This window comes from Micromonospora sp. NPDC047465 (assembly GCF_040643125.1).
Classification (GTDB): domain Bacteria; phylum Actinomycetota; class Actinomycetes; order Mycobacteriales; family Micromonosporaceae; genus Micromonospora.
Map to the genome: position 1 here is coordinate 53,307 of NZ_JBEYTP010000009.1, position 18,162 is coordinate 71,468.

At 74.3% G+C, this 18,162-nt stretch carries 15 protein-coding genes; 10 read left to right on the forward strand and 5 right to left on the reverse strand.

Annotation, left to right across the window (positions count from 1 at the left end; translation table 11 throughout):
• Positions 1-145: 145 nt before the first annotated feature.
• Complete coding sequence (locus tag ABZ793_RS11230; RefSeq protein ID WP_350679881.1) at positions 146-529, reverse strand: WhiB family transcriptional regulator; 384 nt, start codon at positions 527-529, stop codon at positions 146-148.
• A 253-nt stretch (positions 530-782) separates the two neighbouring features.
• On the opposite strand from ABZ793_RS11230, the gene ABZ793_RS11235 reads away from it, so the two are divergent.
• Positions 783-1,613, forward strand: a complete 831-nt coding sequence (locus ABZ793_RS11235) for a LuxR family transcriptional regulator (RefSeq protein WP_357455385.1) — start codon at positions 783-785, stop codon at positions 1,611-1,613.
• A 127-nt stretch (positions 1,614-1,740) separates the two neighbouring features.
• On the opposite strand, the gene ABZ793_RS11240 is transcribed toward ABZ793_RS11235, so the two are convergent.
• Positions 1,741-2,151, reverse strand: coding sequence for a DUF5319 domain-containing protein (locus ABZ793_RS11240; protein WP_357455387.1), 411 nt, complete (start codon positions 2,149-2,151; stop codon positions 1,741-1,743).
• 185 nt (positions 2,152-2,336) lie between these two features.
• On the opposite strand from ABZ793_RS11240, the gene guaB reads away from it, so the two are divergent.
• From guaB to ABZ793_RS11260, 4 genes are all read left to right on the forward strand, one after another.
• A complete protein-coding gene (guaB, locus tag ABZ793_RS11245; RefSeq protein ID WP_357455389.1) occupies positions 2,337-3,899 on the forward strand; it encodes an IMP dehydrogenase in 1,563 nt (520 codons plus the stop codon).
• A 33-nt stretch (positions 3,900-3,932) separates the two neighbouring features.
• On the forward strand, positions 3,933-5,051 hold the full coding sequence (locus ABZ793_RS11250; protein ID WP_350704039.1) for a GuaB3 family IMP dehydrogenase-related protein: 1,119 nt from the start codon (positions 3,933-3,935) through the stop codon (positions 5,049-5,051).
• A 49-nt stretch (positions 5,052-5,100) separates the two neighbouring features.
• Complete coding sequence (locus ABZ793_RS11255) at positions 5,101-6,525, forward strand: M1 family metallopeptidase (protein ID WP_357455393.1); 1,425 nt, start codon at positions 5,101-5,103, stop codon at positions 6,523-6,525.
• Positions 6,526-6,632: 107 nt separating this feature from the next.
• Positions 6,633-8,102, forward strand: coding sequence for a M1 family metallopeptidase (locus tag ABZ793_RS11260; RefSeq protein WP_357455396.1), 1,470 nt, complete (start codon positions 6,633-6,635; stop codon positions 8,100-8,102).
• A 6-nt stretch (positions 8,103-8,108) separates the two neighbouring features.
• On the opposite strand, the gene ABZ793_RS11265 is transcribed toward ABZ793_RS11260, so the two are convergent.
• On the reverse strand, positions 8,109-9,218 hold the full coding sequence (locus ABZ793_RS11265; RefSeq protein WP_357455399.1) for an LCP family protein: 1,110 nt from the start codon (positions 9,216-9,218) through the stop codon (positions 8,109-8,111).
• Between the two features lie 135 nt (positions 9,219-9,353).
• On the opposite strand from ABZ793_RS11265, the gene ABZ793_RS11270 reads away from it, so the two are divergent.
• Both ABZ793_RS11270 and guaA read left to right on the forward strand, forming a co-directional pair.
• Positions 9,354-11,051, forward strand: coding sequence for a GMC family oxidoreductase (locus ABZ793_RS11270; protein ID WP_357455402.1), 1,698 nt, complete (start codon positions 9,354-9,356; stop codon positions 11,049-11,051).
• A gap of 144 nt (positions 11,052-11,195) precedes the next feature.
• Positions 11,196-12,749: a glutamine-hydrolyzing GMP synthase gene (guaA, locus tag ABZ793_RS11275; RefSeq protein WP_357455405.1), complete on the forward strand. Its 1,554-nt coding sequence runs from the start codon at positions 11,196-11,198 to the stop codon at positions 12,747-12,749.
• Between the two features lie 7 nt (positions 12,750-12,756).
• Here the strand turns inward: guaA and ABZ793_RS11280 are convergent, their stop codons facing one another.
• Positions 12,757-13,074 (reverse strand): PspC domain-containing protein, encoded by a 318-nt coding sequence (locus ABZ793_RS11280; RefSeq protein WP_350704027.1) that lies wholly within the window; start codon positions 13,072-13,074, stop codon positions 12,757-12,759.
• 144 nt (positions 13,075-13,218) lie between these two features.
• Here ABZ793_RS11280 and ABZ793_RS11285 point away from each other — a divergent pair, with 144 nt between their 5' ends.
• The 3 genes from ABZ793_RS11285 (at position 13,219) to ABZ793_RS11295 (ending at position 16,544) form a co-directional block, all read left to right on the forward strand.
• Complete coding sequence (locus ABZ793_RS11285; protein WP_357455409.1) at positions 13,219-14,166, forward strand: NUDIX domain-containing protein; 948 nt, start codon at positions 13,219-13,221, stop codon at positions 14,164-14,166.
• 127 nt (positions 14,167-14,293) lie between these two features.
• Positions 14,294-15,202, forward strand: a complete 909-nt coding sequence (locus tag ABZ793_RS11290; RefSeq protein ID WP_357455412.1) for an NUDIX domain-containing protein — start codon at positions 14,294-14,296, stop codon at positions 15,200-15,202.
• 424 nt (positions 15,203-15,626) lie between these two features.
• Positions 15,627-16,544, forward strand: a complete 918-nt coding sequence (locus ABZ793_RS11295) for a CDP-alcohol phosphatidyltransferase family protein (RefSeq protein ID WP_357455415.1) — start codon at positions 15,627-15,629, stop codon at positions 16,542-16,544.
• Between the two features lie 69 nt (positions 16,545-16,613).
• Here the strand turns inward: ABZ793_RS11295 and ABZ793_RS11300 are convergent, their stop codons facing one another.
• A complete protein-coding gene (locus ABZ793_RS11300; RefSeq protein ID WP_357455418.1) occupies positions 16,614-17,867 on the reverse strand; it encodes a phosphatidylserine decarboxylase in 1,254 nt (417 codons plus the stop codon).
• Positions 17,868-18,162: the final 295 nt, after the last annotated feature.

Genomic DNA, 18,162 nt, shown 5'->3' on the forward strand with positions numbered 1-18,162 from the left:
CGTACGCCTCGTCGGGGCGCACCGTCCGCGTGACGGTGCGCCCCGACGCCTTTTCGCCGGCGGCACGCCGCGGTGGACCTGGGACGGCGCGACGCCGCGCCCCGGGCGGGGGCGCGGCGTCGGTGTGGTCCTCGGGTGGCCGGGCTCAGGCGATCTTGCGCTGGGCCGGGACGGTCGACTTGTGCGGCCGGCCCAGGCGGGCCTCCAGGCGGGCGATGTCGACCCGGGTCTGGCGGCGGTCGGCCAGGTCCTCCCAGCCGACGGCGAGCAGTCGCAGCCGCTCGGACTCGCTGAAGCCGCCCCACACGCCGTACGGCTCCCGCACGGAGAGGGCGTGCGCGGCGCACTCGGCCCGGACGGGGCAGGTGCGGCAGACGGCCTTGGCGCCGGACTCGCGGCGCAGGCGCGACGAGCCGCGCTCGCCGTCGGGGTGGAAGAACTGTGCGCTGTCCCGGCCCCGGCAGGCGCCGAGCCGCTGCCAGTCCCAGAGATCGACGATGGGTCCGGGCAGTCTACGTACGTTCGACATCAGCACCCCTCCTCCCGCGCGGCACCGCGGAGATCCATGTGAACCGGCGTCCGGGCGGCGGTCCGCGCAGGCGCGCCGTTTCCGGCCTGGATGCTCCCTACCCGAACCTTCCCCGGCTCACACTTCTGTGATCGAAAACCTTGGACAACTAGCGGCATATGCCCTACTTGTCGGAAAAGTTCGGAGGATTGCCGGGAACCTCCTCGCGACCGGACTCGGTCATGGTCTGCTCGTGGGCGGAGAGGAGACCACTGTGCGTACGGTTCTCGTGTGCGTTCGGACACCGCTTGCGGCGCAGCATCTGACGTCCGCGGCGGCCCGGCTCGGGCTGTCCGCCGTCGTGCGGACCGCCGTCTCCGATCCCGAGGTGATGTTGCGTCTGGCCGAGCGTCCGGCCGACGTGGTGCTGGCGGACACGGCCCTCACCCGGCCGGACAGCGCGGGCTTCGTGCGCCGGGTGCTCGCCCGCGCGCCGCAGGCCTCCGTGCTGCTGCTCGGCACCGAGGAGTCGGAGGCGGCCGCCGCCACCATCAGCGCCGGCGCCCGGGGCCTGATCCAGGGCGCGGACCACGACCTGACCAGCGCGGTCGCCAAGGCCCTGCTGCTGCTCGTCGCCCCCGGCCGGGCGACCCGGAGCCGGATCGCCGACCCGGCGCGGGACACCGCGGCGGTCGGCGGGCCCCGCGCCACCCCGGCCGGCCGACCGCCGGTCGACCCGGGCCCCGCCTGGTCGACCCCGTCCGCCGACGGCGCGGGCGGCGCGCCGACCGTGGTGCCGGCGCAACGCGGCGACGACCCCGCCGAGCCGGCCGACCCGGCCGGTGAGCCGACGGAGGCGGTGCCCGCCGGGCAGCGGGGCGCGTCCGGCGCGCGCGGCGGCCGGTCCCAGATCGGGCTGACCGAGCGCGAACTCCAGGTGCTGCTCGGCATGGCGGAGGGCAAGAGCAACGCCGAGATCGGCCGGGAACTGTTCGTCTCGGAGGACACGGTGAAGACCCACGCCCGCCGGCTGTTCCGCAAGCTCGGCGCCCGGGACCGCGCGCACGCCGTGGCCGCCGGTTTCCGCGCCGGGCTGGTGGCCTGAGCCCGGAATCGGCGGGCTGGTGGCCTGAGCCCGGAATGCCGGGCCGGTGAGCTGAGCCCGGAACGCCGGGCCGGTGAGCTGTCGGGGTGTGGCCGACGGCCTGTGCCCCCGCGGCGGCGGCCGTGCCTCAGCTCTCCGTGCCGGGCTCCTCGTCCGAACCCTCGGTCAGGGTGTCGTGCACGCCGTCCGCGTAGCCCCGGGCGTAGTCCCAGGTGACGTAGTGGTCCGGGTCGGGGTCGTAGGCCGGCTCGTGCACCCGGGGCCGCCCGGAGCTGAGCAGGTGACGCAGGTTGCCCCGGAGCAGGTCCCAGTCGAAGTAGTGCGGCTCCCGGCAGTCCTCGCACTCGATGACCAGCCCGCGCACCCCGATCGGCGCCAGCAGCGCCTGGTAGATCTCCAGGTCGGCGAGGTCTTCCAGCACGTCCTGCCGTTCGACGTCGGTCAGCGGGTCGAGCGGGGCGTCGTCGCCCGGATCGTGCAGACCGGCGGCCGGATCGGCCGGGTCGCCGTTGAAGGGGTCGATGGGCTCGTCGTGCACCCCCTCACCGTAGACCCAACGCGGGGGCCGCGTCCGCCCCCGGGCCCTCGGTGACCTGCGCCGCCACCGCCGAGGGCGGCCCAGGTCAGTGGGTACGATGGGACGACGCGCAGTCACCCGGCGTGCGCCGGCGCCCGCCCGCGCCACCTCGCTGAAGCCCGTCCGAGCAGCTCAGGGGAGCAATAGTGGAAATTTCGCCCAGCACCGATCTGCCGACCGCCGCCGACAGCGGCGAGCTGGGTGGCCACCTGCCGGAGTTGCCCGCCGGCTCGGCCCGGGTGGTCCCGCTTGGCCTGACCTTCGACGACGTGCTGCTCCAGCCGGGCGAGTCGGACGTGGTGCCCAGCCGGGTCAACACGGTGACGAAGCTGACCCGCAACATCAACCTGAGCGTCCCGCTGCTCTCCAGCGCGATGGACACGGTGACCGAGGCGCGGATGGCGATCGCGATGGCCCGCCAGGGCGGCATCGGCGTGCTGCACCGCAACCTCTCCCTGGAGGACCAGGCCCTCCAGGTCGACCTGGTCAAGCGCTCCGAGTCCGGCATGATCACCAACCCGGTGACCGCCAGCCCCAACGACACCCTGCGGGACGTCGACGCGCTCTGCGGGCGCTACCGCATCTCGGGCGTACCGGTGGTGGACGGCGAGGGCCAGCTGGTCGGCATCGTCACCAACCGCGACATGCGCTTCGTCTCCGACCCGGCCACCCCCGTCCGCGAGATCATGACCCGCACCCCGCTGGTCACCGCCCCGGTCGGGGTGAGCAAGGACGACGCCCTGGGCCTGCTGCGCCAGCACAAGGTCGAGAAGCTGCCGATCGTCGACGAGTCGGGCCGGCTGCGCGGGCTGATCACGGTCAAGGACTTCACCAAGAGCGAGCAGTACCCGAACGCCACCAAGGACGACGCCGGCCGGCTTCGGGTCGCCGCCGCCATCGGGGTGGGCGACGACGCGTACAAGCGGGCCCGGGCGCTGGTCGACGCGGGCGTCGACGTGCTGATCGTGGACACCGCGCACGGCCACCAGCGGGCGGTGCTGGACATGGTCCGCCAGCTCAAGAAGGACGTCACGATCGACATCGTCGGCGGCAACGTGGCCACGTACGCCGGCGCGAAGGCGCTGGTCGACGCGGGCGCCGACGGCGTGAAGGTCGGGGTCGGCCCGGGTGCCATCTGCACCACCCGGATCGTCGCCGGGGTCGGCGTACCGCAGATCACCGCGATCATGGAGGCGGCCCGCGCCGCGCGGCCGGCCGGCGTCCCCGTGATCGGCGACGGCGGCATCCAGTACTCGGGCGACATCGCCAAGGCGCTGGTCGCGGGCGCCGACACGGTGATGCTCGGCAGCCTGCTGGCCGGCTGCGAGGAGAGCCCCGGCGAGCTGATCTTCATCAACGGCAAGCAGTACAAGGCGTACCGGGGCATGGGCTCGCTCGGCGCGATGCAGTCCCGCGGCCAGGCCAAGTCCTACTCGAAGGACCGCTACTTCCAGCAGGACGTGCTCGCCGAGGACAAGCTGGTCCCCGAGGGCGTCGAGGGCCAGGTGCCCTACCGCGGCCCGCTGTCCGCCGTCGCCCACCAGCTCATCGGCGGGCTGCGCGCCGCGATGGGGTACGTCGGCGCGGAGAGCATCCCCGAGCTGCACCGCCGCGGTCAGCTCATCCGGATCACGGCGGCCGGGCTCAAGGAGAGCCACCCGCACGACATCCAGATGACGGTCGAGGCGCCCAACTACCACTCCCGCTGACCATCCCCCCCCCTGTGACAACTGGAGTCCCCCATGCGTGACGTGGTCGAGATCGGGCTGGGCAAGACCGCGCAGCGCGGCTACCACCTGGACGACATCGCCATCGTGCCGAGCCGCCGGACGCGGGACGTCGACGACGTCTCCACCGCCTGGCAGCTCGACGCGTACCAGTTCGGCATCCCCTGCGTCGGGCACCCCTCCGACGCGACGATGAGCCCGGCGTCCGCCGTCCGGCTCGGCCAGCTCGGCGGCCTCGGCGTGCTCAACGTCGAGGGCCTGTGGACCCGCTACGAGAACCCGACGAAGGTCCTGGAGGAGCTGTCCGCGCTCGGCGAGGACGCCCGCGCCACCAAGCGGCTCCAGGAGGTGTACGCGGAGCCGATCCGCCCCGACCTGATCGCCGAGCGGGTCCGTGAGCTGCGCGCCGGCGGCGGGACGGTGGCCGTGCGGGTCAGCCCGCAGCACACCCTGGCGCTGGCCCCGGTGATCCTCGACGCCGGCGTCGACATCCTGGTCATCCAGGGCACCATCGTCTCGGCCGAGCACGTCTCCACCACCGAGGAGCCGCTGAACCTCAAGGAGTTCATCGCCGACCTGGACCTCCCGGTCATCGTCGGCGGCTGCACCGACTACAAGACGGCGCTGCACCTGATGCGCACCGGCGCGGCCGGTGTGATCGTCGGCATCGGCGGCGACGACTGGTCGACCACGGACTCCGTGCTCGGCATCCGGGTGCCGATGGCGACCGCGATCGCCGACGCCGCCGCGGCCCGCCGCGACTACCTCGACGAGACCGGCGGCCGGTACGTGCACCTGATCGCCGACGGCGACATCCAGACCTCGGGCGACATCGCGAAGGCCCTCGGCTGCGGCGCGGACGCGGTGATGCTCGGCGAGCCGCTGTCGCTCTGCGCGGAGGCGCCGGCCGGTGGCGCCTGGTGGCACTCCGCCGCCAGCCACCCGTCCCTGCCCCGGGGCGCGTTCGAGGTGGCCGGCGAGCCGCTGGGGTCGATGGAGCAGCTGCTCTTCGGCCCGGCCGACGAGCCGGACGGCCAGCTCAACCTCTTCGGCGGGCTGCGCCGGGCGATGGCCAAGTGCGGCTACCGCGACCTCAAGGAGTTCCAGAAGGTCGGCCTGGTCCTCGACCGCTGACCGCACCAAGAAGCACCGCACGCACCGGTCGCGCCGATAGGCTCGGCCGGTGCGTCGTACTCGTGACCGGATCCGCCCGACGCTCGTCGCCGTGGCGGCGGCGCTCGCGCTGCTGGTCGCCTGCACCACCGACGCCCCCGACCGGCGGGGCGGGCGCGACGGTCTGCGCCCGGGCAACGTCGACCTCGCCGACCCGTACGTGCCGGGCGCCGGCAACGGCGGGTACGACGTCTCGCACTACCGCCTGACGGTCCGCTACGACCCGGCGACCGACCGGTTGACCGGGCGGGCGAAGGTCGTGGCGACTGCGGTGCACGGGCTGTCCCGGTTCACCCTCGACCTCGCCGGCCTCGACGTCACCGCGGTCACGACGGACGGCGCCCGCGCCGAGCACCGGCGGGACGGCGACGAGCTGGTGGTCACCCCGCGCCACGGGCTGCCGCGGGGACGGCAGTTCGCGGTCGAGGTGGACTACTCGGGCGTGCCGACCGCGAAGGCCGACGGGCAGCTCGGCAGCGGCGGGTTCCTGCACACCGCCGACGGCGCGATCGCGCTCGGGCAGCCCTGGTCGGCGGCCACCTGGTTCCCGGTCAACGACCACCCGTCGGACAAGGCCACGTACGACATCGAGGTGACCGTTCCGGATGGGCTGGCCGCGCTGAGCAACGGGGTGCCGGGGGAGAGGACGAGCGCCGACGGCTGGACCACCTGGCGGTGGGCCGAGCGGGCACCGATGGCCAGCTACCTCACCACCCTCGTGATCGGCGCCTACCGGGTGGAGACCGGCACGCACGCCGGCAAGCCGATGGTCACCGCCGTGCCGGCGCGCCTGCCGGCCACCGGCCCGGAGGCCGCCTCGCTCGCCCGCACCGGCGAGATCGCCGACTTCCTGGCCAGCCGGTTCGGGCCGTACCCGTTCGACGCCTACGGCGGGGTCGTGGTCACCGACGACCGGGTCGGCTACGCGCTCGAGACCCAGTCCCGGCCGGTCTACGGGCCCGGCTTCTTCCGCAACGGCCGCCCCAACCCCGGGGTGGTCGCACACGAGCTGGCCCACCAGTGGTTCGGCAACAGCGTGACGCTGACCCGGTGGGGCGACATCTGGCTCAACGAGGGCTTCGCCAGCTACGCGGAGTGGCTGTGGGAGGAGCACGACGGCGGTCGCACCGCGCAGCGCACCTTCGAAAGGGAGTACGCCGCCACCGACTGGTCCCGCCCGGTCGTCGACCCCGGACGGTCGGGGCTGTTCGGCACGGCCGTCTACAAGCGCGGGGCGCTCACCGTGCACGCGCTGCGCCGCACGGTCGGCGACGACGCGTTCTTCCGCATCCTGCACACCTGGACGGCCGAGCGGCGGGGCGGCAACGCCACCACCGAGGACCTGGTCGCCCTGGCCGAACGGGTCTCCGGGAAGTCCCTGCGCCAGCTCTTCGACGCCTGGCTCGTCGGCGCCTCCGCCCCCGCCCTGCCCTGACGCGGCTTTCAGGGCCGCTCGGTAGGCTGCCGCCGGACCGGCCGGGCGCGGGTCCGGCACCGGGTCGCCGGCGGGGCAGCCGGCGGCACAGGGGAAGGGACGAGGCGATGACGCTGTCGCGGCGGGTTCTGCGCGCGGGCACCGGCCTGCTGCTGACCGGGGCGCTCGGGTTGACCGGGTGCGGGTCGGCCGACGATCCGGCCCCGGCCCCGGCCCTGGCCACGGACAACGCGTCGCCGAGCGCGGCCCGCCAGTTCAAGCCCGGTGCGGCCGGCGTCGGCGACGAGTACTTTCCGACCTACGGCAACGGCGGGTACGACGTCAGCCGCTACACGGTCAAGGTCCGCTACCACCCGGAGCAGGACCGGCTCACCGGCACCACCACGCTCCAGGCGGCGGCGACGAAGGACCTGTCGGCGTTCAACCTGGACCTGGCCGGGCTGACCGTGCGGTCGGTGACGGTGGACGGCGCCCCGGCGAAGCACAGCCGCAAGGACGACGAGCTGGTGGTCACGCCGGCCAGCGGCCTGATCGCGGGCAACGGCTTCGTCGCCGAGATCACGTACGAGGGCGAGCCGGAGCCGCTGCGCAACGAGATCCTCGGCGTCGCGGGCTTCCTGCACACCGGCGACGGCGCCATCGCGCTCGGCCAGCCCGAGTCGGCGAGCACCTGGTTCCCGGTCAACGACCACCCCTCGGACAAGGCCACGTACGACTTCGAGATCACCGTTCCGAAGGGACTGACGGCGGTCAGCAACGGCGTGCCGGCGGGGAAGAGCACGGCCGGCGACTGGATTACCTGGAAGTGGGCCGAGCGCAGCCCGATGGCGAGCTACCTCAGCACCGTCGTGATCGGAAAGTTCCGGATCACGGAGGGCGAGCACAAGGGACGGCCGGTGTTCCACGCGGTCACCACCGACCTGCCGGAGGGTGCGGCGGACCGGTCGATCGCCGACACGGTTGAGGTGGCCGACTACCTGGAGAGCGTCTTCGGGCCGTACCCGTTCGGGGCGTACGGCGGCGTGGTGATCTCCGACGCCCGGATCCGGTACGCCCTGGAGACGCAGAGCCGCCCGGTCTACTCGGCGGGCTTCTTCCGCAGCGGCGAGAACACCGGGGTGGTCGCGCACGAGCTGGCCCACCAGTGGTTCGGCAACAGCGTGTCGCTGGCGAGGTGGCAGGACATCTGGCTCAACGAGGGGCTCGCCACGTACGCCGAGTGGCTCTGGGCCGAGCACGACGGCGGGCGCACCGCCCAGCAGGCGTTCGACGACCGGTACGCCGGCTCGTCCGGCCAGGTATGGCGGACGCCGCCCGGCGATCCGGGGGTGGCGAACCTGTTCAGCGAGTCGGTCTACCAGCGCGGCGGGATGACCGTGCACGCGCTGCGGGTGGCTGTCGGCGACAAGGCGTTCTTCGAGATCCTGCGGACGTGGGCGGCGCAGAAGCGGGACGCCAACGCCACCACGGCCGAGTTCGTCGCGCTGGCCGAGCGGGTCTCGGGCAAGAAGCTCGACGACCTCTTCGACGACTGGCTGCGCGGCACCGAGCGCCCCGCCCGGCCCGAGCCGCTGTGACGGCGGTCAGCCCTTGACGCGCAGCTCCGGGTGGGCGGCGAGGTACGCGTCCGCCCGGCCGGCGCGCAGCTCGGTGAGGAACGTCCGGCCGGTCGGCTCGAGCTGCTCGCCCCGGTAGGCGCTGCCCTGGCCCACCCCCTCGCCGGGCAGGCCGACCAGCACGAACCGGTCCGGCGACAGCCCGCCGAGGGCGTACGCGACGTCCACGATCCGCGGCCCGCCCACGTAGACCAGCATGTCGCCGAGCGCGTCCACCACCTGCTGGACGCGCTCCGGCTGCCGCGCCAGGTCCTCGTCGAGGATCTTGGTCACCAGCGCCTTGACCAGCTGCTGCTGGTGGCGCTGCCGGGCGTAGTCGCCGCCGGTGATGTAGCGCTGCCGGGCGTAGTCCAGCGCCTGCCAGCCGGTGAGGTGCCGCTCGCCCTTCTCGTAGACCATCTGCGGCCCGACGTAGCCGCCGCCGCCCGGGGCGGGCTCCCGGTGCCGGCCGTCGGGGCGGCGGTGCAGCGAGACCACCCGCTGGTCGACGTAGAGGTCCACCCCGCCCAGCTCGTCCACCAGCTTGTCGAAGCCGTTGAAGGTGAGCACCGCGCCGGCGTCGAAGCGCAGCCCGGTGTAGCCGCTGACCGTGCTGCGCAGCAGCTCGTAGCCCTGCTCGGTGCTCGGCTCCTTGGGCTTGCCCGGCACCCGGCTGCCGTAACTCATCGCGTGGGTGAGCTTGGTCTTCCCGCCGCCGTAGTCGGCCTTCGGAAAGGCCGGGATGTCGACCAGCAGGTCGCGGGGGAGGGAGAAGAGGTACGCCCGGTCGAGCCCCTTCGGCACGTGGACCACCAGCACGGCGTCGCCGTGCGGCTCCCAGCCGGGCACGCTGACCCGGGTGTCCACCCCGACCAGTAGAAGGTTGAGCGGGCCGGTGATGCCGGCGCCCGGCGGAGCCGTGGGGCTCGGGGTGGGATCCGCGGTCGGCGTGGCGGCGGTCGGGCCGATCCGCCGCGACCCGTCGTCGCCGACGAGGCGGGTGACCACCAGCACGCCGGCGGCCACCAGCACCGCCGCCGCGAGGGCGGCGAGCCCCAGCACCCACCTCGGGCGCTGTGCCCCTGTCCCCTGAGCCATGCGACACCCCCGTGTGAGACAACGTTCGGACTTCGGGCCCGGGTTCGGGTGGGCGTCCCCGGATCGACGGACCGGAGCATGATCGCGCGGAAACCCGTGCTGGCGCGATGGCTACCCAGCGGTAATGATGCGTTCATGCGGTACGACGTGGTCGTCATCGGGTCCGGCTTCGGCGGCAGCGTCACCGCGCTCCGGCTGGCCGAGAAAGGCTATGCGGTCGGTGTGCTGGAGGCCGGGCGCCGCTTCGCCGACGACGAGTTCCCGCAGACCTCCTGGCGGCTGCGCCGCTTCCTCTGGGCGCCCCGCCTCGGCTGCTACGGCCTCCAGCGGATCACCCTGCTGCGGGCGGCCGACCGGAAGGCCGGCGGCGGGGTGCTGGTGCTCTCCGGGGCCGGGGTGGGCGGCGGCTCGCTGGTCTACGCGAACACCCTCTACGAGCCGCTGGACGCCTTCTACGCCGACCCGCAGTGGCGGGGCATCACCGACTGGCGCGACGAGCTGGCCCGCCACTACGACCAGGCGAAGCGGATGCTCGGCGTCACCGCGTACCCCGTCGTCACTCCCGCGGACCGGGCGATGCGGGCGGTGGCCGAGCGGATGGGGGTCGGGCACACCTTCCACGCCACCCCGGTCGGCGTGCACATCGGTCGGCCCGGTCAGCGGGTCGCCGACCCCTACTTCGGCGGCGCCGGCCCGGAGCGCACCGGCTGCACGCACTGCGGCGCGTGCATGACGGGCTGCCGGTACGGCGCGAAGAACACCCTGGTCAAGAACTACCTGTGGCTGGCCGAGCGGCTCGGCGCCCGGGTGCACCCGCTGACCACGGTGACCGCCGTGCGCCCGGCCGACGGCGGCGGGTACGCGGTGCACACCGTGCGCACCGGGGCCTGGCCGCGCGCCCGGCGGCAGGTGGTCCACGCCGACCAGGTCGTCTTCGCGGCCGGCGCCCTCGGCACGCAGCGGCTGCTGCACGCGATGCGGGCCGAGGGGGCGCTGCCCGCGCTCTCGCCCCGCCTCGGCGAGCTGACCCGGACCAACTCGGAGGCGATCCTCGGCGCCTCGGTGCCCCGCCGGCGGGCCCGCGCCGACGGGCTCGACTTCACCGAGGGGGTGGCGATCACCAGCTCGTTCCACCCCGACCCGCAGACCCACATCGAGCCGGTCCGCTACGGGCGGGGCTCCAACGCGATGGGGCTGCTCCAGTCGCTGCTGGTCGACGGAGGCCCGCACCGGGTGCGCCGCTGGCTGGGCGCGCTGCTGCGCCGGCCCGGCCCGGCGGCCCGGCTGCTGTCGGTGCGCGGCTGGTCGGAGCGGACGGTGATCGCCCTGGTCATGCAGTCGGCGGACAACTCGCTGACCACCCGGTTGCGGCGCGGCCCGTGGGGGCGGCGCCTGGTCTCCGGGCCGGGGCACGGCGTGCCCAACCCGACGTGGATCCCCGCGGGCAACCGGGCGGCCCGGCTGCTCGCCGAGGAGATCGGCGGTACGCCCGGCGGGGCGCTGACCGAGCCGTTCGACATCCCGATGACCGCGCACATCCTCGGCGGGGCGGTGATCGGCGCCACCCCGGCCGACGGCGTGGTCGACCCGTGGCACCGGGTCTTCGGCCACCCGGGGCTGCACGTGGTCGACGGCGCGGCGGTCTCGGCGAACCTCGGGGTGAACCCGTCGCTGACCATCACCGCCCAGGCGGAACGCGCCATGTCCTTCTGGCCCAACAAGGGCGAGGAGGACCCCCGCCCGCCCCTGGGCTCTCCGTACGCCCGGATGGACCCGGTCCCCCCACGCCACCCGGCGGTGCCCCCGCACGCCCCCGGCGCCCTCCGCCCCTGATCTCCCGCGATCTTGCACGTTCGGCCCCCGTTGTGCGGCTTTCGGGCCGCATGTCCGGGCGAAAAGTGCAAGATCGCGCGCGGCGGGGTGACGTGTGCCGGGGTGTCGTGGGCGCGGGCGTGACGGTGGGTAGGCTTTCTGCACATGAGCACGCCTCGCCCCGTCCTCGTGGTGGACTTCGGAGCCCAGTACGCCCAGCTCATCGCGCGCCGGGTGCGCGAGGCCAACGTCTACTCCGAGATCGTGCCCCACTCGATGCCCGTCGCCGAGATGCTGGCGAAGGACCCGGCCGCGATCATCCTCTCCGGTGGTCCGTCCAGCGTCTACGCGCCGGACGCCCCGCAGATCGACGCCGGCATGTTCGACTCCGGGGTGCCGGTTTTCGGCATCTGCTACGGCTTCCAGGCGATGGCCCAGGCCCTCGGCGGCACGGTGGCCCGCACCGGCAACCGCGAGTACGGCGGCACCCCGCTGCGCGCCCGCCCGGAGGCCGGCGTGCTGCTCCGCGAGCTGCCGGACGACCTGCCGGTGTGGATGAGCCACGGCGACTGCGTCACCGAGGCCCCGGCGGGCTTCGCGGTGACCGCCGAGTCGGCAGGCGCGCCGGTCGCCGCGTTCGAGGACGTGGCCGGCCGTCGGGCCGGCGTGCAGTTCCACCCGGAGGTCGGGCACACCGCGCACGGCCAGGAGATGCTGCGCCGCTTCCTCTACGACATCGCCGGCATCGCGCCGACCTGGACGCCCGAGAACATCATCGACGAGCAGGTCGCCCGGATCCGCGAGCAGGTCGGCGACAAGGAGGTCATCTGCGGCCTGAGTGGCGGGGTCGACTCGGCCGTCGCCGCCGCGCTGGTGCACCGGGCCGTCGGTGACCAGCTCACCTGCGTCTTCGTCGACCACGGCCTGCTGCGCGCCGGCGAGGCCGAGCAGGTGGAGAAGGACTACGTCGCCGCCACCGGGATCAAGCTGAAGGTGGTCGACGCCGCCGACCGGTTCCTGGGCGCGCTGGCCGGGGTGACCGACCCGGAGCAGAAGCGCAAGATCATCGGCCGGGAGTTCATCCGGGTCTTCGAGGCCGCCGCGCGGGAGATCGCTGCCCACGGCGATGTCGAGTTCCTCGTCCAGGGCACCCTCTACCCGGACGTGGTCGAGTCCGGCGGCGGCACCGGCACCGCCAACATCAAGAGCCACCACAACGTCGGCGGCCTGCCGGAGGACCTGAAGTTCAGCCTGGTCGAGCCGCTGCGCACGCTGTTCAAGGACGAGGTCCGGGCGCTCGGTCTCCAGCTCGGCCTGCCGGAGGCGATGGTCTGGCGGCACCCGTTCCCGGGTCCCGGCCTGGCGATCCGGATCATCGGCGCGGTCGACCGGGAGCGTCTCGACCTGCTCCGCCAGGCCGACCTGATCGCCCGCGAGGAGCTGACCGCCGCCGGGCTGGACCGGGGCGTCTGGCAGTTCCCGGTGGTGCTCCTGGCCGACGTGCGCAGCGTCGGGGTGCAGGGCGACGGCCGCAGCTACGGGCATCCCGTGGTGCTGCGGCCGGTCTCCAGCGAGGACGCGATGACCGCCGACTGGTCCCGGCTGCCGTACGAGGTGATCGCCCGGATCTCCACCCGGATCACCAACGAGGTCGCCGAGGTCAACCGGGTGGTGCTCGACGTCACCAGCAAGCCGCCGGGCACCATCGAGTGGGAGTGACCCGGCCTCACGCCGCCGGCGGGTAGGTCGGCGGCGTGGGCTGCGCTACGGTCGGCTGCGCCACCGTGGGCGGCGCGGCCTGCGCCGGGTGCGGCCAGGCGGGGGCGTCGGCCGGCTCCTCGGGCATCAGGAACCACATGATCGGGTACGCGAGCAGCGCGAGCCCGCCGGTGAGCAGGCCGGTGACCGCGAAGACCACCCGGACGAGCGTGGGGTCGACGGCGAAGTAGCGGCCGAGGCCGCTGGCCACCCCGGCGACCATCCGGTCCGTGACGGGGCGGCGTAGCTGCTTGTACGGGGGCTGGGATGAGGCGGTGGAAGTCATGCCTCCACCATCCGCACCGCCGACCCGGCCGACCTCGGTGACCGCCCGGAGCCTTACCCTGACCTGCCCCTGAGGCGCGAGCCTTGAGTCAGGAATCTGACTCTTTTCGATGCAGGTAACCCGGGCGGGGGAGAATTTGGCCCCGTGACCACCATGCTGGAGCCGCTCCGCAAAATCGCGGCATACGCAGTTTGTGCTGATTCGGTCGGCCGAGTGTTGCTGGTCCGCGCATCGGAGCGCTCCGGCACTCCCGGCACGTGGTCGCTGCCCGGCGGGGCGGTCGATCACGGTGAGGACCCGAACCACACCGTCGTCCGCGAGACCGCCGCCGAGACCGGCCTCTCCGTCACCGTCGACGGCCTGCACGACGTGCTGGCCGACATGCGGGCGCTGCCGGACCGGGGCATCACCATCCACACCGACCGCCTGATCTACCACGTCTCCGTCCGGGGCGGGACCCTCACCGACCGGGTCGACCGGCCGACCGACCTGGCCCGCTGGTTCACCCCGGAGGAGGCCCGCGAGCTGCCGCTGCGGTCGTTCACGGCGCGTGCCCTCGGGGCGCCCGCCTCGTCCGCCGACATCGTCCCGGACGAGCCGCCCGAGTTCCCCTCGTTCTACGCCGTACCCGGTCCGGACGGGCTGCACCGGGCCCAGCGCTTCGCCGCGTACGCCGTGGTGACCGACCCGGCCGGGCGGGTGCTGCTCACCCGGGTCTCCGACGGCTACCCGGGCGCGGGCTGCTGGCACCTGCCCGGCGGCGGCACGGACTACGGCGAGCAGCCCGGCGCGGCCCTGATCCGGGAACTGGTCGAGGAGACCGGGCAGACCGGCCGCCTCGTCGAGCTGCTCGGCGTGGCCAGCCACCGGGACGCCGCGTCCCTGGGCCCGGAGGGTTACCCGATCGACTGGCACGGCGTCCGCGCGTTCTACCGGGTCGTGGTCGACAAGCCGGCCCCGCCCACCGTCGCCGACGTGGGCGGCTCCACCTGCGAGGCCCGCTGGTTCGCCCGCGAGGAGCTGGGCGCCCTCCCCACCGACCGACTGACCGAGGTCACCGCCGAGGCCGTCCAGGCCGCCCGCCTGGCCTGACCGGCCCCCGCGCCCCTTCTCCCACCCGTCCGTCGATCATGAGGTTGACCGGGCGGCACGCCGACTCCGGTGCCGCTAACCTCATGATCGACGGAGCGGGTCGGCGCGGGCGGGGGAGTGCGGGCGGGTGGAGGAACGGCGGCGGGTCGGGGCGTACGGGGTGTGTCGGGGCGCCGATGGTCGGGTGCTGCTGGCCCGGGGCTCGGCCTCGTGCCCGTTCCCCGGGGTGTGGCAGCTCCCCGGCGGCGGGCTGGAGCACGCGGAGGATCCCGCGCACGCCGTGGTCCGTGAGTTCGCCGAGGAGACCGGCCTCGCCGTGGAGGTGACCGGGCTCCGGGCCGTGCTCGCCGACGTGGCCACGTTCCGTGACCCCGGGGTCGCGGTGCACACCGACCGCCTCGTCTTCGACGTCGTCGTGCGTGGCGGCGAACCGCGGCCGGAGCCGGCCGGCGGCAGCGACGAGCTGGCCTGGTTCGCCCCCGACGAGGCGGCGGCGGTGCCGCTGATGCCGTTCACCGCCGACGTGCTCGGCCTCCCCGTCACGCCCCTGCCGGCGGGCCTGCCCCGGGCGCTGCCCCGCGAGGGCGCGCCGTCGGCCGACCGGCGGCAGCGCTTCGGGGCGTACGGGCTGGTGACCGACCCGGCCGGGCGGGTGCTGCTCGCCATGATCGCCGACGGCTACCCGGGGGCCGGCCGGTGGCACCTGCCCGGCGGTGGCACCGACCACGGGGAGCAGCCCGTCGCCGCCCTGCTGCGCGAGCTGGTCGAGGAGTCCGGTCAGCTCGGCCGGGTGGTCGAGCTGGTCGGCGTCGACAACCTGCACAACCCGGCCGCGCTGGGCCCGGAGGGGCGCCCGCTGGACTGGCACGGCATCCGGGTGGTCTACCGGGTGGCGGTCGACGCGCCGACCGAGCCGCAGGTGACGGAGCTGGCCGGGGGCTCGACCGCCCGGGCCGCCTGGTTCACCCCGGACCAGCTCGCCGGGCTGCGGCTCACCGAGATCGCCGCCCTGGCGCTGGGCCACCCGTCCCGCTGAGGACGGTCGCCGGCCCGCGCCCGGTGCGCCCGGCCGGCTGTGACATTGATGACGGTCCGTAATCGGACATCGGGGTAGGCGGCGGTCGCTCGCCGAGCCGGTGGCGAGGGCGTCCGGTACATTCGATGTGGGGTTGGTGGAGGAAACGGGCGATGGAGCCCGGGTTGGGAATAAGAGGCGGTTCGCGCGGTTTAAGGGAGATATAAGTACCGCCGCCAGCTATCGCCAATCCCCGTTCCCCTATGCGATGGTGTACTCCGCAAAATGGCTGCCGGGCCGGAAAGGTCCGGCACGAGACAGCCGGACACCCGCCCCCGTGGCGGTCAGTCGATCCGGTGATGGAGGAAACGTGCCGAGAGCCCCATGGCGCCGGCGTCGTACCACTGACAGTCCGCGTCCCGCTGGGCGTCGCTGGGCGGGCTCATTGCGCCGCAGCAGCACGTTCGCCCGGCAGGTGCTGCTGGTCCGGGTGGGCCGCCGCGACGGCGACCTGCGCGGCGCCACCGACCTGTCGCTGCCCGAGCACCGGTACGCCGACCGGCCGCGCCGCCGCTACGGTCTGAACCGGTTCGAGCGCGGCGAGGTCGCGTCGATCGCCCCGGTCAGCCCCGCTCTCCCGCCGGCGACCCCGGTCGACGAGCCGGCGATGGCGATCCCCCTGCTCCCCGGCGAGCGGACAATCGCCCGCCGGATGAAGTTCGCGGTGGTCAACGCCTGCACGCTCAGCAGCCTGATGCTCGGCATGCTGGCGATCTTCCTCGCCATGCAGGGCGAGGTACGGGTCGCCGCGCTGTGCCTGATCGCCTGCGTGGTGTTCGACGGCCTCGACGGCGCGCTCGCCCGCAAGTTCGGCGTGGCCAGCCCGTTCGGCGCGCAGATGGACTCGCTGGCCGACATGTGCTCGTTCGGCCTGGCCGCCCCCGTGGTGGTCTACGCCTCGCTGGCCGGGTCGGTGTCCACCGCGGCGGCGGCGGTGGCGTGCGCCCTCGTCGCGGCGTGCGCGGCCATCCGGCTCGCCCGGTTCAACGTCTCGCCGAAGGACGGCCGGTTCTTCTGCGGCGTGCCCACCACGATGGCGGCCGCCGTCCTCGCCCTCACCGTCGCCATCGGGCTGCCGGTGCCGGGCACGGTCCAGGTCGCCGGCGTGGCGCTGCTCGCCTTCGCCATGGTCTCCAGCTTCCCGTACGCGAAGCTGGCCCGCCTGGTCAAGCTGCCGCCGTGGGTGTGGCTGGCCCCGGTGATCGGCGCGCTGGTCGACATCCGGCTCACCTTCGCCCTGATCGTGGTCGGTTACCTGGTCAGCGGCCCGGTGCTCTGGCTTCGCCAGCGTCGCACCGCCTGACCCCACGTACGCCGAAAGGGGCGCCGCGATCCCGCGGCGCCCCTTTCGTGTCTGCCCGTGCCCGCCGCGTCAGCGCCAGCGGGCGATGACGGTGGAGCCGCCGACCACCTTGTCGCCGGGCCCGACGAGCGGCTCGGCGGCGTCGGCCGGCAGGTAGACGTCGGTGCGCGAGCCGAACCGGATCAGCCCGAACCGCTCGCCCCTGGCCAGCAGCGCGCCGATCGGCGCCCGCTGCACGATCCGCCGGGCGATCAGGCCGGTGCGCTGCGCCACGACCACCGTGCCGTGCGCGGTGTCCAGCACCGTGTACGCGGCGACGTTGTGCTCCGCCGCCGGCTTCATCGCGTTGGCGAAGCCGCCGTCGGCGACGAAGTAGTCGACCACCTTGCCGGCGACCGGGGCGCGGTTGACGTGCACGTCCAGCACCGAGAGGAAGACCGCGACCCGCAGCCACTCGCCCTCGCCGAAGCGCTCGTCGTGCAGCCGCTGGACCGACAGCACCTGGCCGTCGGCCGCGGCGACCACCGCCGACGGGTCCTCCGGCACGTCGCGCTCCGGGTCCCGGAAGAAGGCGGCCACCGGCGCGGCGGCCAGGGCGGGGAGCAGCCAGAGCTTCGACTTCGGCCGGGCGAGCCGGGCCAGCGCGGCCAGGCCGAGCGTGATGCCGGCGGCAGCCACCCCGTTGGAGTCGATGTGCATGCCCCGGGTCAGCGGCACGCTCGACGGGCGGTGCGCCGGGGCGAGCGACGCCGCCGAGGCGGCGTCGGCCGGGGTGAAGCGGAGCCGGTACACCCGCAGCGGCGGGTTGTTGCGCAGCACCAGGTCGGTGCCGACGCCGTACAGCGCGCCCTGCCGGTCCAGCTCCGCCGCCGCGCCCGCCGTGCGTCCCGGCGTGGCGGTCGTCGCCACGCTCAGCACCGCGCCGTCGGTGAGGTACTTCGTCAGGCCCTCGACGGCGCCGCGGGTCTCGTCGGCCGTGCCGGTGAACGGCTCCCCGGCGATGACCACCGCGGCGGGCTCGGCCTCGGTGAGCGTGTCGACCACGCGGACCCGGTCGGCGACCCAGCGACCCTGGGCGGTGACGTGCTCCCGCAGCGCACCGGGGCTGGTCGACCCGGCGGGCACCAGCGTGAGGGTGTCGCCGGGCAGCAGCGCGTCGATCGCCGCGGCCAGCACCGCGGACTCCGGCGTCGCGCCGACCAGCAGGGCGGCCTTCGGGTCGTTCATCCGGGCCAGCTCGGCGACGAGGGTACGGGCGGCTCGCTCGCCGATGCGGACCGGACCGGAGCGGCCGGCGGGGCGCACGGCGGGGGACTGCGTCATGTCGGACGGGCTCCTGACGGGGTAGAGACGGGAATCGCGGCGGGACCGCCACGGCGGCGCGGTCCGGCCGCCTCGGCGGCCACGTCGGCGCGGTCCGGCCGGCGGAGGCGAGATCTCCACCGGCCAGCATAGGCGGCTGCGGAGGCGGGCCGCACCGCTGTGGTCAGCCGCGCGGGCGCTCCTCGCCGGACGGCGCGCCGCCGACCGGGCCGGGCCGGCTGTCCTCGTCGGCGGGCCGGTCCTCGACCGCGTCGGGGCGGACGTCGGTGACCGCCTCGGTGGGCGACTCGTCGGC

What these genes read in the sequence shown, in the direction of transcription:
- ABZ793_RS11230 (WP_350679881.1), bottom strand. Translation starts at nt 529, where the DNA reads ATGTCGAACGTACGTAGACTGCCCGGACCCATCGTCGATCTCTGGGAC.
- ABZ793_RS11250 (WP_350704039.1), top strand. Translation starts at nt 3,933, where the DNA reads ATGCGTGACGTGGTCGAGATCGGGCTGGGCAAGACCGCGCAGCGCGGC.
- ABZ793_RS11260 (WP_357455396.1), top strand. Translation starts at nt 6,633, where the DNA reads ATGACGCTGTCGCGGCGGGTTCTGCGCGCGGGCACCGGCCTGCTGCTG.
- ABZ793_RS11265 (WP_357455399.1), bottom strand. Translation starts at nt 9,218, where the DNA reads ATGGCTCAGGGGACAGGGGCACAGCGCCCGAGGTGGGTGCTGGGGCTC.
- ABZ793_RS11270 (WP_357455402.1), top strand. Translation starts at nt 9,354, where the DNA reads ATGCGGTACGACGTGGTCGTCATCGGGTCCGGCTTCGGCGGCAGCGTC.
- guaA (WP_357455405.1), top strand. Translation starts at nt 11,196, where the DNA reads ATGAGCACGCCTCGCCCCGTCCTCGTGGTGGACTTCGGAGCCCAGTAC.
- ABZ793_RS11280 (WP_350704027.1), bottom strand. Translation starts at nt 13,074, where the DNA reads ATGACTTCCACCGCCTCATCCCAGCCCCCGTACAAGCAGCTACGCCGC.
- ABZ793_RS11300 (WP_357455418.1), bottom strand. Translation starts at nt 17,867, where the DNA reads ATGACGCAGTCCCCCGCCGTGCGCCCCGCCGGCCGCTCCGGTCCGGTC.